14 protein-coding genes are annotated in these 15,866 nt (G+C 65.0%); 6 read left to right on the forward strand and 8 right to left on the reverse strand.

Going from position 1 to position 15,866, the window contains the following annotated elements:
- The first annotated feature begins 46 nt into the window (after positions 1-46).
- The 4 genes from XALGPE39_RS02985 (at position 47) to XALGPE39_RS03000 (ending at position 4,377) form a co-directional block, all read left to right on the forward strand.
- A complete protein-coding gene (locus XALGPE39_RS02985) occupies positions 47-1,135 on the forward strand; it encodes an SPOR domain-containing protein (RefSeq protein WP_045726926.1) in 1,089 nt (362 codons plus the stop codon).
- Positions 1,136-1,228: 93 nt separating this feature from the next.
- Entirely contained in the window at positions 1,229-1,981 is a 753-nt protein-coding gene (locus tag XALGPE39_RS02990) for a CvpA family protein (RefSeq protein WP_045726927.1), read from the forward strand.
- A 28-nt stretch (positions 1,982-2,009) separates the two neighbouring features.
- Positions 2,010-3,476: an amidophosphoribosyltransferase gene (purF, locus tag XALGPE39_RS02995; RefSeq protein WP_045726928.1), complete on the forward strand. Its 1,467-nt coding sequence runs from the start codon at positions 2,010-2,012 to the stop codon at positions 3,474-3,476.
- A 58-nt stretch (positions 3,477-3,534) separates the two neighbouring features.
- Positions 3,535-4,377 carry a ferritin-like domain-containing protein gene (locus XALGPE39_RS03000; RefSeq protein ID WP_045728920.1) on the forward strand — a complete coding sequence of 281 codons (843 nt, stop codon included), beginning with the start codon at positions 3,535-3,537 and terminating at the stop codon, positions 4,375-4,377.
- A 249-nt stretch (positions 4,378-4,626) separates the two neighbouring features.
- Here the strand turns inward: XALGPE39_RS03000 and lpxH are convergent, their stop codons facing one another.
- From lpxH to XALGPE39_RS03040, 8 genes are all read right to left on the reverse strand, one after another.
- On the reverse strand, positions 4,627-5,364 hold the full coding sequence (lpxH, locus tag XALGPE39_RS03005) for a UDP-2,3-diacylglucosamine diphosphatase (protein ID WP_045726929.1): 738 nt from the start codon (positions 5,362-5,364) through the stop codon (positions 4,627-4,629).
- Between the two features lie 173 nt (positions 5,365-5,537).
- Complete coding sequence (locus tag XALGPE39_RS03010; RefSeq protein ID WP_045726930.1) at positions 5,538-6,065, reverse strand: phosphatase PAP2 family protein; 528 nt, start codon at positions 6,063-6,065, stop codon at positions 5,538-5,540.
- Positions 6,049-7,182 (reverse strand): glycosyltransferase family 1 protein, encoded by a 1,134-nt coding sequence (locus XALGPE39_RS03015; RefSeq protein WP_045726931.1) that lies wholly within the window; start codon positions 7,180-7,182, stop codon positions 6,049-6,051. The genes XALGPE39_RS03010 and XALGPE39_RS03015 overlap by 17 nt, the downstream gene beginning before the upstream one ends.
- 213 nt (positions 7,183-7,395) lie before the next feature.
- A complete protein-coding gene (ppx, locus tag XALGPE39_RS03020) occupies positions 7,396-8,922 on the reverse strand; it encodes an exopolyphosphatase (protein ID WP_045726932.1) in 1,527 nt (508 codons plus the stop codon).
- 54 nt (positions 8,923-8,976) lie between these two features.
- Positions 8,977-11,073, reverse strand: a complete 2,097-nt coding sequence (gene ppk1 / locus XALGPE39_RS03025) for a polyphosphate kinase 1 (RefSeq protein ID WP_045726933.1) — start codon at positions 11,071-11,073, stop codon at positions 8,977-8,979.
- A gap of 11 nt (positions 11,074-11,084) precedes the next feature.
- Complete coding sequence (gene phoR, locus XALGPE39_RS03030) at positions 11,085-12,410, reverse strand: phosphate regulon sensor histidine kinase PhoR (protein WP_045726934.1); 1,326 nt, start codon at positions 12,408-12,410, stop codon at positions 11,085-11,087.
- Positions 12,411-12,476: 66 nt separating this feature from the next.
- Entirely contained in the window at positions 12,477-13,166 is a 690-nt protein-coding gene (gene phoB / locus XALGPE39_RS03035; protein WP_045726935.1) for a phosphate regulon transcriptional regulator PhoB, read from the reverse strand.
- A gap of 83 nt (positions 13,167-13,249) precedes the next feature.
- Positions 13,250-14,905: a M48 family metalloprotease gene (locus XALGPE39_RS03040; protein WP_200893857.1), complete on the reverse strand. Its 1,656-nt coding sequence runs from the start codon at positions 14,903-14,905 to the stop codon at positions 13,250-13,252.
- Between the two features lie 139 nt (positions 14,906-15,044).
- Between XALGPE39_RS03040 and grxC the strand changes: the two genes are divergently transcribed.
- Positions 15,045-15,356, forward strand: coding sequence for a glutaredoxin 3 (gene grxC, locus XALGPE39_RS03045; RefSeq protein WP_045726936.1), 312 nt, complete (start codon positions 15,045-15,047; stop codon positions 15,354-15,356).
- Positions 15,353-15,751 (forward strand): carboxymuconolactone decarboxylase family protein, encoded by a 399-nt coding sequence (locus XALGPE39_RS03050; protein WP_045726937.1) that lies wholly within the window; start codon positions 15,353-15,355, stop codon positions 15,749-15,751. Before grxC ends, XALGPE39_RS03050 begins: the two co-directional genes overlap by 4 nt.
- Positions 15,752-15,866 lie beyond the last annotated feature (115 nt).

The following is a 15,866-nucleotide window of genomic DNA, read 5'->3' on the forward strand; positions in this document are numbered from 1 at the left end:
TATAATTGCTGCGGCACTCCGCCATGCCGCTCCCCCAAATTTTTCCGTGGATACCGTCCTGAAACAGCGATTGATTGGCGCCCTGATCCTGGTGGCGCTTGCCGTGATCTTCCTGCCGATGTTGGTCAAGGGGCCTGCGCCCGATAGCGGGGTCGCCAACGTACCGCTGAAGGCACCTGCCGCGCCCGCCGATGGCCAGTTCGAGACCCGCGAGTTACCCCTGGTGACTCCGGGCGAGACCCCCAGCGGTGGTGCGGTGGGCATGACTCAAGCGCCCGCCACCGCTACCGCTGCGCCGCCGCCTGCCGCCGCACCCGCGCCGATGCAGGACAATCCCGATGCCGCCGATCTGGCCACTCCGGCCACCGCGAGTGCCGCGCAACCGCTGCCGCCGAGCGTGGCGGCGGGGAATTACGCGGTCAATTTTGGCGCTTACGCCACCCCGTCCGATGCCGATGCGGTGGTCGCGCGGCTCAAGCAGGCGCATTTGCCGGGTTTCCGTGAGGCGACCATGCTGGGCGGACGCCAGGCATGGCGGGTACGGATCGGTCCCTATGCCGACCGTGCCCAGGCTGAATCGGTACGCTTGCAGGCGGTGAAGGTGCGTAACGATGTCAATGCCCAGGTGGTGACCCTGGACGCTGCGCCAAGTCCTGCCGTCGCGCCTCCGGCAGCCAGCAGCGTGGCCGTTGCCGCGCCGAGCGCGCCTGCCAAGACCGAGGCGTTGCCGGCGCCGCAGGCCAAGCCGGTCGTTGCAGCCAAGCCCGCGTCGCCCAAGTCCGAGCCTGCGAAGCCCGAGCCTGCCAAGCCGGAAGCATCCAAGTCCGAGCCGACCAAGTCTGCCGTTACCGCCGCCGCTAAACCGGCGCCTAGCGCGCCGGCGGCGCCGGCCGCGTCCGGTACCGGTTTCGCCGTCCAACTGGGCGCGTTTGCCAAGAACGAAGACGCCGATGCGCTGCGCGATAAGGCCCGCGCGTCCGGCTTCAGCGCCTTCGTCGAGCAGGTCCGCACCGACAAGGGCACCTTGAGTCGGGTCCGGGTCGGGCCGGTCGCCAGCCGTGCCGAGGCCGAGCAGTTGCGCGTGCAGGTTGCGGCAAAGGTCGGTATCAGCGGTATGGTACGTCCACATCCTTGATCGGGCTGTGGCCCATGGAGTTGCCTGCATGTTCCAGGGAAGGCAAACGTGGTGCGCGATCCACGCGAAGCGGTGCGGTCGAGGGAGGCGCGCATGATCGACATCGTGTTGTTGGCCGTGATCCTGGTCTCGGCCTTGCTCGGTGCCTTGCGCGGTTTCGTCGGCATCGTGGTCGGGACCCTGTCCTGGCTACTGGCGGGTTGGGCCAGCTTCCAGTTCGGCGGGGATGTCGGGCGCTGGCTGGCCGACAGCCCGCATCCGAGCATGAGCTACTACTTCGGCGGTTATGCGTTGACGTTTGTGACGGTGATGCTGGTGGTCGGCATCACCGGCATGGTGATCCGCACCGTGGTGCGTTCCACTATGTTGTCGGGCACCGACCGCGCGCTCGGGTTTGGTCTGGGCGCGTTGCGCGGCGGGTTCTTCGCTGCCGTGCTGACCTTATTGATGAGCTTCACCCCGCTGACTCGCGAACCGCAGTGGCGCCAATCGATGGTGCTGCCGGTGTTGAGCCCCGGTGTGAGCTGGATGCGCGCGCAATTGCCGGACTGGCGCGTGCCGCAACTGAATATGTCGCAATTACCGCAACTCAACATGTCGAAGATGGATTTGGGCAACGTGCCTTCGGCGGGCGATAATGCCGCCGTGCACAATGCCCTGCAGGCGACTGGTCTGCAGGACATGATGTCCAAGGCCCTGGGGCGTCCCGGGGCGCGGTCCGCGCCGCCCGGGAGCGATCCGTCGCAGCGCATGCCTGCGAATATCGACCCGGCGCAGGCGCGCCCGGCAGCGCGCGATCCGGCACGGGTCGAGTCCAACGGCCAGGCACGGCCACCTTCCCAATAGCGGCATTCGTACTGCGGAGAGTGTTCAAATGTGTGGCATCGTTGGAATCGTCGGCAACCAGAATGTGGCCGGTCAACTCTATGACGGCCTGGCCGTGTTGCAGCATCGCGGCCAGGACGCGGCAGGCATCGCCACCGCCGATGGCACCCGGCTGCGTGTGCAGAAGGCCAACGGCTTGGTGCGTGATGTGTTCGACGAAAAGCGCATGGCGGTGCTGGAAGGCCGCGTCGGCATCGCCCATTGCCGTTATCCCACTGCTGGTTCGGAAGGCATGGACGAAGCGCAGCCGTTTTACGTCAACTCGCCCTACGGCATCGCGCTGGCTCACAACGGCAATCTGATCAACACCGAGGCGTTGCGCCAGCAGGTATTCGAAGCCGACCGTCGCAACATCAACACCGATTCGGACAGCGAGGTGCTGCTGAACGTGTTCGCCTACGAGCTGGACGCGCAGCGCATGTTGACCCCGGAAGCGGCGATCCGCGCGGTGGCCGGCGTGCATCGTCGCTGCAAGGGCGGCTACGCGGTGGTCAGCGTGGTGCTGGGCCTGGGGTTGGTCGCGTTCCGCGATCCGCACGGCATCCGTCCGCTGGTACTGGGCAAGCGCGAGGGCGTGGAGGGTGACGAGTACATCGTGGCGTCCGAATCCTCGGCGCTGGACATCCTCGGCTTTACCCGCGTGCGCGACGTGCGTCCTGGCGAGGCGCTGGTCATTACCGGTCGCGGCGAACTGTTCTGCGAAGTCTGTGCCTCGCCCACCCACCACACGCCCTGCATCTTCGAGTACGTGTACTTCGCCCGCCCGGACTCGATGATCGACAACGTTTCGGTGCACAAGGCGCGCATGCGCATGGGCATGAAGCTGGGCGAGAAGATTCTGCGCCTGCGTCCGGACCACGACATCGACACCATCATCCCGATCCCGGACACCTCGCGCGATGCCGCGCTGGAGATGTCCAACGTGCTCGGGGTGAAGTACCGCGAGGGCTTCGTCAAGAATCGCTATATCGGCCGCACGTTCATCATGCCGGGGCAGGGCGAGCGGGTGAAGTCGGTACGTCGCAAACTCAACCCGATCCACCTGGAGTTCCGCAATCGGGTGGTGTTGCTGGTGGACGATTCGATCGTGCGCGGCACCACCAGCCGGCAGATCGTGCAGATGGCGCGCGAAGCCGGCGCACGCAAGGTCTATTTGGCCAGTGCCGCACCGCCGGTGCGCTATCCCAACATCTACGGCATCGACATGCCGGCCGCCGACGAACTGGTCGCGCATGGTCGCAGCGAAGAGGAAGTCCAGGAGTTTCTGGGGTGCGACTGGTTGATCTATCAAGATCTGGAGGATCTGGAGACGGCCGTGCGCGAGGGCAATCCGGAACTGAAGACGTTCGACTCCTCTTGTTTCAACGGCCACTACACCACTGGCATCGAACAGGATTATTTCGAGCGCATCATGCAGTTGCGCTCGGACGAGGCAAAGCGCAAGCGCCGTGCCTGAGCGGCATGACGGTGCCGCCGCTACCGATTGCGCGGTGGCGTCGGCTGGTTTGGTCGCGCTGCACGGCGACCACGCGGCGCAGGCCTGCGCTGCGGTGACCGGCGATCTATATCTGGCCGCCCGTGCCTGCCTGGATGCAGCCGATCCTGCCGAAAAAGTGGCCCTTACCCAACGTTATGCCGCTGCCTGGCGCAACGGTGCACTGGCGATCTCGGCCACGGCGCCGGCGCCCGAGCCGATGCGCATGCCAGGACGACCGCCACGTCCGTTGCTGGTGCATCCGCGTGCGCTGTCGCGACGTGGGCTCGGCAGTCCCGAAGGCCGCGCGGCCTTCATTCATGCCATCGCGCATATCGAGCTCAATGCCATCGATCTGGCCTGGGATGCGGTCTATCGTTTTCGCGGCCTGCCGACGGCGTTCTATGCCGATTGGGTCGCGGTGGCGGATGACGAGTCGCGCCACTTCGTGTTGCTGCGCGACCGCCTGCACGCGTTGGGTCACGCGTATGGCGATTTTGCCGCGCATAACGGTCTGTGGGAGATGTGCGAGAAGACCGCCCATGACGGTCTGGCGCGGATGGCGCTGGTGCCGCGGGTGCTGGAGGCGCGTGGACTGGACGTGACTCCAGGCATGATCGTCAAACTGCGTGCGCTCGGCGACGAGGCCACGGCGCAGATTCTGGAATTGATCCTGCGCGAGGAAGTGGCGCATGTCGCCGCCGGTTCGCGCTGGTACCGCTGGTATTGCGAACGCGCGGGAATCGAGCCGCGTGCGCGCTTCGCCGAGCTGCTGCGTGAATATGCTGGCGGTTACCTGCACGGCCCATTCAATTTGCAGGCACGCCTACAGGCCGGTTTTGAGGAAGACGAACTGCTGGCGTTGCAGCATCATGCCGGCTGAGCCGGTGATTGCTGCGGCGGATGCGCTCTGTTTGCGCGGAAACATCGAACGCGCTGTTGTTTCTGACGAGGCGATCAGGTCTATCGCGACTGAGCAGTAGGACAGCCGATGGCGATTCGGCAGAGCGCGTCACTCAGGCGCTGATTGTGCTGCGGGCGCTCGGGCATGTTGGTCTGATTCGAGGTAGTCGATACGCATTGTGCTGGCGATGCGCCACGCCAGCTTTCGCGCCTTAAGGCGAACGCGATGCTACAGATGTTGCAACCGGCATCCTTGCGCATCCGCGCGTAGAACCGAGCCCTGTTCGTACCAGTCGCCGAGTACGATGCGGGTGCAGGCACGGCCATCGATGTCCAGTGCATGCACGGCGGGGCGGTGGGTGTGGCCGTGGATCATGCGCGCCACGCCGTAGCGTGCGAAGGTCGCGGCCACCTCGGCCGGCGCCACATCGGTGATGGTCTCGAACTGCGCGTGGTCGCCCTGCTTCAGTTCGGTCTGGCGCGCCTGGCTGGCGGCGCGCGCATGTTGTGCGTAGGCGATGCGCGCTTGCAGTGGTTGTGCCAGGAACTGCTGTTGGAATGCCGGGTCCCGGGTCTGCGCACGGAACGCCTGGTAGGCGGTGTCGTCGGTGCACAGCAGGTCGCCATGCATCAGCAGCGTGGGCTCGCCGTATAGATCGATCACGCAGGGATCTGGCAGTAGGCGGATGCCGGCACGCTGCGCGTAGTCGGCACCGAGCAGGAAATCGCGGTTGCCGTGCATGAAAAATACCGGCACGCCAGCCTCGTGTAGTGCGCGTAGTTCCAGCGCCACCGCATCAGCGGCGGCCGATGGCGTGTCGTCACCGATCCAGGCCTCGAACAGGTCGCCGAGGATGTATAACGCTTCGGCTTGGCGCGCCTCCCCACGCAGGAAGTTCAGGCACAGCTCGGTGATTGCCGGGCGTGCCGGATCCAGATGCAGGTCGGAGATGAACAGCGTGGTCATTGCGGCATTGTAATGCCCGGATTCGGGACCGGGAATCGGCGACAGCGCGTTACGACGTTGCGCAATTGCGTAGGCTTGCCGATGCGCATGCCACTGCGCGGCGCATCATCTGCTATCGCGGTTGAGTGCGGCCTTGCGTTTCGGGCCTCGGGTCACGTATTGCCGGTGCTTGCTTATCCCACCAGCCACAGCGATAGCCCGGCCAACAGCGTGCCGATACCGGTCGCGGCAAGTACGTCGCTGGGGTAATGCAGTCCCAGTACCACGCGCGACAACGCCACGCAGGCGATGAACGGCACCAATAGCGGCGCAAGCCAAGGGTAGTAGGCCAGGGCGACGATGCCGAAGGACACCGCATGCAAGGTATGACCGGAGGGGAAGCTGAATTCGTCCAGCGGCGCCACCCAGGCGCGGATGCGCAGGTCGGCGGCATATGGGCGCGGGCGCCGCGTCCAGCGTTTGAGGCCTTTGTACAAGCTCAATGCCACCACGCCGGTGGCGGCCATGTGCGCCGAGGCGAAGACGCCGTTCATGCCGTCGCACAACACCAGCAAGGTCATCAGCGCGTACCAGAACACGCCATCGCCGAGCCGGCTGATCATCGAGAAGAAGTGCCGCACCGAGCGCCGTCGGCACCAGTGGTTGGCGCGGCGGCACCAGCGTGTCTCGTGCCAGCGTAGGGTGTCAAGCCGCGTCGACATGGAGCCTCCGGGTGTCCGCCAGTTCGCCAAGAAGCGCATCGAAATCGGCGACGACCCGCTCCGGACGCAGTGGTCGCATCGTCGCGCAGGCCGCTTCGCCCAGGCGTCGGCGCAGGGCGTCGTCGCTCCCCAGGCGCAGCGCTGCAGCGATGAATGCATCATCGTCGGCCACTGCCGCGCCGTTGATGCCGTCGCGCAGGTATTCGCGTGCCGCACCGTAATCGAAGGCGACAGTGGCCACGCCGCTGGACATGGCTTCCAGGGTCACGTTGCCGAAAGTTTCGCTGCGGCTGGGGAACAGGAACAGGTCGCCGCTGGCGAAGTGGCGGGCCAGCGCGTCGCCACGCTGCACGCCGCAGAAGATGAAGTCGGGATTCTCCTGCGCCAGGCGCTCGCGCAGTGGGCCGTCGCCCACCCACACGAAGCGTGCACGCGGGCGGATCTTCTGCAACTGGCGGAACGCGTGCACTGCCAGCGGCAGATTCTTTTCCGAGGCGATGCGGCCGACGTACAGCACCGCGCAGTCATCGTCCTGCAGGCCCCATTCCCGACGCAGTTGTGCGTCGCGACGTTGCGGTTCGAAGTGTTTGCTGTCCACCGCCCGCGCCAGCAGGCGCACTCGCTCGAAGCCCTGCGTGGTGAGAAATTCCAGCAGTTCGCGGGTCGGCACCAGAGTCGCTTGCGCCTGGTTGTGGAAGCGTCGCATCCAGCGCAGTGCGGTCGATTGCAACCAGGCTGCGCCGTACTGAGGCAGGTATTCGTCGAAGCGGGTATGGAAGCCGGTGGCGATCGGAATGCCAAGACGCCGCGCGCTGCGCAACGCCGACCAGCCGAGTGGGCCTTCGGTGGCGATGTAGACCGCGTCCGGTCGTGCTGTTTGCCATAGTTGGCTCAGCCGTCGCGGCGCGGGCAGTCCGAACTTCAGTCCGGGATAGCGCGGCAACGCCGCGCCACGCACCAGACGAAGATCCGACATATCGGTGTCGCTGAGCTGACGTGGGCGTATCACTTCGACCGTATGGCCGCATGCGCGCAGTCCTAATTCCAGCCCATGCACGGTCAGGGCAACGCCGTTGACCTCGGGGGGGTACGTCTCGGTGACGATTGCGTAGCGCATGCGTAGGCTCCGGTTTGCCTAAGCTTCGCGTCGTGGAGTGAAGCGAACATGTCCACTGGATGTAGGAATCATGACGCCCTGGGCCCGGACAGGGCGTTCGCTGGGGCCAAGTGCGGCGATGCGTTGGCACGCGGGCAACGCCAGCGCAGATAGCAGCCATGCACAGTGCTTTGCCGCAGCGCAGTACCCGCCACGGTTCCTGTGCAGTGCTGCTTATGCCACAAATGGTTGGAAGCTGATGCCGAGCCCGGCCATGCCCTCGATCTCGCCGATCAGATCGGCGCGTTGTAGCGGCCGTGCTTCGAGCCAGGGTTGTGAAAGGGTCATGTGCAGCGTGTTCTGGTTGGCTTTCAGTTCCAACGACGGAATCGGATCGGTCTCGTGCGCGCGATGCAACAGCACCGCCAGGCGCAGTAGGGCGGTCTTGCGTTTGGCGCTGAGCAGCAGGCGGTCGGGCAGCGCGTCGAACGCGGTCTTGGAGACATTGCGTCGGTGCGCGCGTACCAGCGCGGCCAGCACCTGCTGCTCCTGCCGCGAGAATCCGGCGATGTCCGAATGCTCCAGCACATAGGCCCCGTGGACATGGTATTGGCTGTGCGCGATGGCTTGGCCGAGTTCGTGCAAGCGCGCTGCCCAGCCGAGCATGCGTCCGTCGTCGGCATCCAGCGCCCAGTCGGTAGCGACCTGCGCGAACAGTGCCATTGCGGTGTTCTCCACGCGCGCGGCCTGCGCTTCGTCGATGCCGTAGCGCTGGGTGAGTGCGGCGATCGCGGTCGCGCGAGGGTCGTTCTCGCCACCGCGGCCGAGCATGTCGTAGAGGATGCCTTCGCGCATGGCCGCCTTGCTCACCATGAGGCGTTCCAGGCCCAGTGCCTGGAAGGCGGCTTCCAGGATCAACACGCCGCCAGCGATGATCGGGCGGCGGTCGGTGGACAGGCCAGGCAGGTCGATGTCTTCGATACGCTTGGCCAGCAGAAGCTGGTCGCGCAGTTGCGGCAATGCCTCGGCGGTGATCCCGCCCTTGGTCAGTTTCATTGCCGCGCAGATCTCGCCGATCGCTTTGTGCGTGCCCGAGGAGCCGATCGCCTCGTCCCAGCCCAGTGCGCGGTATTGCATCGCAAACTGCTGGAACTCGGCGCCGATGTCGGTCAGCGCATCCTTCCATTTCTTTCTGGACAGCTTGCCGCCGGGAAAGAAACGCCGTGTGCTGGCGATGCAGCCGGCCTGTAGGCTTTCCCGCTCCAGGGTCTGCAAGCCACGGCCGATGATGAATTCGGTGGAACCGCCACCGATGTCGATCACCAGCCGGCGTTGGTCGGGCCTGGGCGGTTGCGCGTGGGCCACGCCGAGGTAGATCAGGCGTGCTTCCTCGCGGCCGCTGACGACCTCGATGGGATGCCCGAGCGCGGTTTCACCGGGGATCAGGAAGGTCTGCGGCGAGCGCAGTTGACGCACCGTGTTGGTGGCGAGCGCGCGAACGCGCAGCGATGGCAGGTCACGGATGCGTTGGCCGAAGCGGGCCAGGCACTCCAGCGCGCGTTGCCGCGCCTCGGCGGATAGGCCGCCCTTGTGATCCAGGCCGTCGGCCATGCGCACGGTTTCGCGCAGGCGGTCCACCACCCGCAATTGCCCGAGCTGATAGCGGGCGACCACCATGTGGAAACTGTTGGAACCCAGGTCGATGGCGGCCAGCAGGTCGCCGTCGCGTAGCGGCGGATGAGTGGGGGAAATGGCAGGCATGACGGAATGGTAGCCGATAGGTGACACACTGCTCGTGCGAGCGGTGCGTTGCGGTCACAATCCGTCGAGCAGGGCGATCTGTGCCGAGTGCGGTGGCTGGTCCTGGCCGGGGGCTAGTTTGTGGTAATTGCCTTTGGCGTCCAGTTCCCAGGCGTTGAGGTTGTCGGCCAAATAGTTCTGCAACACTTCGCGTTGAATGCGCTTGACCAGATCCGGGGCCAGGATCGGGAAGCCGGTCTCCACGCGTCGCAGCAGGTTACGTTCCAACCAGTCGGCGCTGGCGCAGAACAGCTCGGGCGCGCCATCGTTGCCGAACCAGTAGATGCGGCTGTGTTCGAGGAAGCGACCGACGATCGAGCGGACCCGGATGTTGTCGGAGATGCCGGGGACGCCAGGGCGCAGGGTGCAGGCGCCACGGATAATCAGGTCGATCTTCACCCCTGCTTGGGAGGCGGCATACAGCGCACGGATCACCTGTGGTTCGTTGAGCGCGTTCATCTTGGCGATGATGCGGCCCGGACGGCCGGCGGTGGCGAGTTTGGTTTCGCGCTCGATCCTGTGCAGCAAGCCTGGATGCAGCGTAAAGGGCGATTGCAGCAGACGTTTGAGGCGGATCTTCGGCGCGAGCCCCGACAGTTGCTGGAATAGCAGGTGCACATCGTTGCCGATGTCCACGTCGGCGGTGATTAGGCTCAGATCGGTATAGGCGCGCGCGGTGCCGCTGTGGTAATTGCCGGTGCCTAGATGGACGTAGCGGCGCAACTTGCGCCCCTCCCGGCGCACGATCAGCAGCATCTTGGCGTGGGTCTTGTAGCCGACCACGCCGTACACCACCTGCACGCCGGCTTCTTGTAGACGGTCGGCCAGGCCCAGGTTGGCCTCTTCATCGAAGCGCGCACGCAGCTCCACCACGACGGTGACGTCCTTGCCATTACGCGCGGCCAGCACCAGGGCATCGACGATCCCCGAGTCCTTGCCGGTGCGGTACAAGGTCTGTTTGATCGCCAGGACGTTCGGGTCGATGGCGGCCTGTTTAATCAGGTCCAGCACCGCAGTGAACGCGTCGAAGGGATGATGCAGCAGTACGTCGCCTGCCGCCGCGATTTGGAAGATGCCTTCGTTGTCGCGCAGCGTGCGCGGATTCATCGATGGATATTTCAGATCCGGCCGCTGTACCAAGTCATAGACCTGGTTGACCCGGCTCAAGTTGACCGGGCCGTTGATGCGATAGAGCGCGTTCTCGGGCAAGGCGAAGTTTTGCAGCAGGGTGCGCACGATGGACTTCGGGCAGTCCTCGGCGATTTCCAGTCGTACCGCCGGTCGATAGCCACGGTTAACCAGTTCGTCGCGCAGCGCCAGTGCCAGGTTCTCCACTTCCTCTTCGTCGACCACCAGTTCGGAGTTGCGGGTGACGCGGAATTGGTAGGAGCCGGTCACCTCCATGCCAGGGAACAACTCATCGACGAAGGTCGACAGCACCGATGACAGGAACACGAAGCTCTGCCCACCCTCGGCCAGACTCTCCGGCAACTGGATGATGCGTGGTAACGAGCGCGGTGCGCGCACGATGGCCAGGTGGCCGACGCGACCGAACGCGTCCACGCCTTTCAGCACCACGACGATGTTCAGCGATTTATTGAGAATCTTCGGGAACGGATGCGCCGGGTCCAGCCCCAATGGCGAGAGCACCGGCATGATCTCGTTGCGGAAGTAGGCGCGCAGCCAGCGCTTCTGCCGCGCATTCCAGGAATGGCGTCCGAGCACGCCGATGCCGGCATCCTTCAGCGCAGGACGTAAGACCTCGTTCCAGCAGCGGTACTGTTGATCGACCAATTGCGCGGCGCGGTCGTGGATCGCGTTGAGGATCGCGCTCGGACTCATCCCGTCCGGCGCTGGCGGCAGGCCGAATTCCTGCGCATGGCGCACGGTGGCCGCGCGGATCTCGAAGAATTCGTCCAGATTGGTGCAGGAAATGCACAGGAAGCGTAGCCGCTCCAGCAACGGCACCTGCGGATCCTGCGCCTGCGCCAGCACACGGAAATTGAAGTCCAGCTGCGATAGTTCGCGATTGAGATACAGCGATGGATCGCGCAGTGGGTCGCTAGGGACGTCCGGTGCTGGGGTGGGCGGCAGAGCGGTGGCGCGTGGCATGGCGTTACTCGTTAGGCATGAAACAGGGTGGCATGTTCCTGCCGCCGATGCACGCGCCCTGCGCCGAAATGGCAGGAGAAGGTGCTGCCCTTGCCGACTTCGCTCTCGATTCCCAGGCGCGCCTGATGCAGGCCCAGTACGTGCTTGACGATCGACAGCCCCAGCCCGGTGCCGCCGCTTTCGCGCGAACGGCTGCTGGAGACCCGGTAGAAACGCTCGGTGATACGCGGCAGATGATGTGCCGGAATGCCGTAGCCGCTGTCGCGCACCGACAGCACCGCGCCGTCACCTTCGCGGGCAAAACGGATATGGATCGTGCCGCCGGCCGGGGTATAGCGCACCGCGTTGGTCACCAAGTTGGAGAAGGCGCTGTGCAGTTCTTTGTTCGACCCGATCAGGTCGCAGTCGGCGTTGTCGTGCACTTCGATGTGATGGCGGCCCTGGCTGTGCGCTTCGGCCTCGCGACGTAGCGTGGCCAGCATCGGCCCCATCGCAATGCTCTCTTCGTTGGCATGCTCCTGCGACTCCAGCCGCGAGAGCGTGAGCAGGTCCTCGACCAGTTGGGTCATGCGCTGCGATTGCTTGCGCATCTCGGCGATCATCTGCCCAGAATCGGGGAAATCCTCCGGGTCGAGCATGTCCAGATAGCCGTGCACCACGGTCAGTGGCGTGCGCAACTCGTGGGAAACATTGGCGACGAAATCGCGACGCACCTGCTCCAGTTGCAGCAGCTTACTGACGTCGCGTGCGACCAGCAGCCAATAGTCCTCGGAATAGGGGATCAGGCGTAGGTTCAGACGCAGCCGATCATTCACTGGCGAAGGCGTGTCCAGCATCGGTTCGGCATTGCGCCCGTCACTGAGCCAGTGCGCCAACGGCATTGGCTGCAGCCGTTCCACCACCAGGACGCCGAGATCGCTGGGGTGATGGAGGCCGAGCAGCGTGCCTGCGGCCTCGTTGAACCATTGGATGCGCTGGCTATTGCGATCAATCACCACCACCGCATCCGGCAATGCAGCGGCGGCGGCGCGGTAAGCGCGCAACATATCCAGCAACCGTCGCTTACGGGTGCGCACTTCCGCTTGGCTGCGGTAGAGCAGTCTGTCCAGTTCGTTCCACACCCCGGTCCCGGCCGGTGGTTCCCAACGTTGACGCGCCGTGAGTCGGCTCAGCACCCGGCGCAGCCGCCAGTAGTGCCAGGCCATGACCGCCAGCGACATCAGGGTCAGCGCCATCCAGACGTGGTCGCCGATCCAGCCGGCCAGCAATGCCGACAGGAGCAGCACGGCAAGCGTGCCAAGGGTTTTCAACCAGGCGGAGCGGATGTGGCGTGGCATCGGGAACACAGCCTGTCGCAAAAAGAGTGATCCGTCCGCCCGTCTTAGCGCAGGCGAGGGCGGTGGTTAGATGGATGCAGAGAAGCGATAGCCAGAGCCACGCACGGTCTGCACCATGTTTTCCACGGAGAATGGTTCGAGCGTCTTGCGCAGACGGCGGATGTGCACGTCGATGGTGCGTTCCTCCACGTAAACGCTGCCGCCCCACACGTGGTCTAGCAACTGTGCGCGGCTGTACACGCGCTCGGGGTGGGTCATGAAGAAATGCAGCAGGCGGTATTCTGTCGGACCGATCGGAACCGGCGCGTCGCCGGCGAACACCCGGTGCGCGGCGCCGTCGATACGCAGGTTGCCGACCGAAACGCTGCCGTCCTCGTCGTCTTCGCGGGTACGGCGCATCACCGCACGGATCCGCGCCAGCAACTCGCGCGCGGAAAACGGCTTGACCACGTAGTCGTCCACGCCGGCTTCCAGGCCGCCGACCCGGTCGTTCTCCTCGCCGCGGGCGGTGAGCATGATGATCGGCACTTCGCGGGTCATCGCATCCTTGCGCCAGCGCCGTGCCAGCTCCAGGCCACTGGTGCCGGGCAGCATCCAGTCCAGCAGGATCAGGTCCGGAACCCGGTCGGCGATCATGCTCTGCGCTTCCCGCGCGTCGCCGGCATGCACCGGCTCGAAGTCCCCCTTGCGCAGGGCAAACGCAACCATGTCGCGGATGGCGGGCTCGTCGTCGACGATCAGGATGCGTTTCTGCACAACGGCACCATGGAACTGGGGAGAGAGATCGCCAGTAGACTACGGTTTTGTTGCGATTAAGTGACGCATGCGACGGTCGCGTTTCAGTGCCGTTGCATTTCCTCGTCTTGTACGCCCTGGCGGCGTAATTCCAGTACGGTCGGGGTGATGGCGGCGATGCGCGCATCGATCCGTGAACGTGACACGTAATCCAGATCGCCGCGCTTCTTCAGGTTATTCAGTTGGATCAGCGCCTGTTCCGGATGTCCGTTCAGGTAGGCGGCTTCGGCGTAGGCTTCGCCGGCGCGGGTGTCGTCGCCGGCCAGCTCGCAGGCGCGGGCGAAGATGCGTTGGAATATCGGGTCCTCCGTCGCCGCGCCCAGGAGTGGGCGTAGCGCGGCCTGTGCCCGCTTCCCCGCCCCGCGTCCGCCTTGTTCGTTGAGCACTGTGGCGAAGCTCAGCGCGATCGCGCGGTTGTTGGGCATGCGCTTGAGTAGGGCGTCGAAGTGTTGCTCGGCTTGTTGGGGGTGCCCGTTTCGGGCCTCCGCTTCGGCTACCGCCAGACTGAGCCACCAGTTGTCCGGGTGGGCTTGCAGCAAGCTCTCCAGTGTCTTTGCGGCTTCCTGCGGGCTGCCGCCACCGCGCAACCGCGCCAGCGCCAGTCCATAGCGCTGCGCATCGCTCAGGCCCTGCTTGCTGCCTTGGCGAAGGGCCTCGTACTCGCGGACTGCATCGGCTGGGGTGTTGGCGCTGAGGACGCGCAAGCGCTCGCGCGCCCAATCGAACTGGCCGCTGACACCGTGCGAATAGCTGGTGAACGGTAGTTGCAGGTTGCCTGGCAGTAATGGATTGCTCGGTGCGCCCAGGGGCTGGCTGAGCGATACGTCGTTTGGGTCGACGCGCTCTTGCAAGGTGCCGCCCGGTACGCTGGTGACCAAGGTCAGGGTGTTCTTCTTCATCTGCTCGGCGCGTTCGTGCGCTTCGCTGATACGGGTGGCGGTGACCGGGTGGGTCATCAGGAAGTCCGGTGTGGTGTAGCCCCCCTGGTTGCCGCGCATCGCCAGCGACATGCGGTCGAAGAAGTCGGCCATCGCATCGACGTCGTAGCCGCTGCGTGCCAGGGTGCGAATGCCCAGGCGATCAGCTTCCGACTCGTTGGAACGGGTGAAATTGATTTGCCGTTGTTGCATCAGCCCCAGGCCGCTGGCGATCGCCGCCTGGGTCGCTTGGCCGCCGGAGCGGCCACCGGCTTGCTGCGCGGCCACCACTGCGGCGAGCATGCCGAGCAGGATTGGCACCTGGTCGCGCTGCGCGCGCTCCACCCCGCGTAGCACGTGCTTCTGGGTGATGTGGGCGATCTCGTGCGACAGCACGGCGGCCACTTCGTCCTCGCGCTCGGCGACCAACACCAGCCCGGCATTGACCGCGACATAGCCGCCGAGGGTGGCGAAGGCGTTGATCTGGCGGTCACGCAGCATGAAAAAGGTGAACTTCTGTTGCGGCTGATCGCTGTTGGCACCGAGTCGGGTGCCGATGGTCTGTAGCCAGTCCTGGATCAAGGGGTCCTCCAAGACATAGCCGTAGCTGCGCAATTCGGCCAGCATCATCTTGCCGTACTCGGCCTGCCGCGCCGGGGTCAGCAATTCGCCAGCCGAGGAGCCGATGTCCGGTAGTTTGTTCTCCTGTGCCGGCGCAACGGCGCAGGCGATGGTCAGGGTGATCGCGAAGGCAAGCGGCAGCAGGCGCAAGACAGGCTCCATGTGGGGCTGGCGGGCGCCAGGTGGCGTCCGGAGACGACGGTGAGACCAGAGTGATCCGCAGTGTTGCGGCTGCGGACTCGAAAATCCACCCAGGCGCTACCATAGTGACTTAGACCTTTCAGATTGCCCGGAGTTTCCCGTGGACAACCCAACCATCGAGGCTGACCAGGCCGGCCTGCCGCCGATCACTATTTATTCCACCGCGATCTGTCCCTACTGCGTGGCGGCCAAGAATTTCCTCAAAAGTAAGGGATGTAGCTGGAGCGAGGTGCGGATCGATCTGGATCCAGCCGAGCGCGACAAGATGGTCTCCCTGACGCACCGCACCAGCGTGCCGCAGATCTTCATCGGCGATGTCCATGTGGGCGGCTACGACGACATGATGGCGCTGCATCGGGCCGGCAAGCTGGAGCCGCTGCTCGATGCCCATGCTTCCGGTGGACAGGGATGAGTGCGATGGGCGAGGGCGGTGCCGAGGAGCGCGTGCGTGCATTCACCGAGTTCCGGCAACGCATGAATCAGCGCATTCTGGACGAGCCGAATCAGGTGGTCAGGCGCTTCTTCGCGCTGGATACGCAGACCTACCAGGCCGGTGCGTTGGACGTGAAGACCAAGGAGCTGCTCGGTCTGGTCGCCTCGCTCGTACTGCGGTGCGACGACTGCATCAGTTACCACGTTGCCCAGTGCAAGGACGCGGGAGTCAGCCGCGAGGAATTCTTCGAGACCTTCTCGGTGGGGCTGGTGGTCGGCGGCTCGATCGTCATCCCGCACCTGCGCCGTGCGGTGGATTTTCTGGATACTCTCGACGCCGGTGCCGCCGCGCCGGCGGCGCATGCGCATGGTTGACGCTGTCTCCCGTCGCGCTCCCCCCGACTCGTGCCGATGGCGCGTTGGCGGGGCTGGCGCGGTTTGGGGGCTTTCGCCCGCTTCGGGCATAATTACACCTGAAACCTCCTTGCGC

The organism is Xanthomonas sp. GPE 39 (genome assembly GCF_000963005.1).
In the GTDB taxonomy this organism is placed as follows: Bacteria; Pseudomonadota; Gammaproteobacteria; order Xanthomonadales; family Xanthomonadaceae; genus Xanthomonas_A.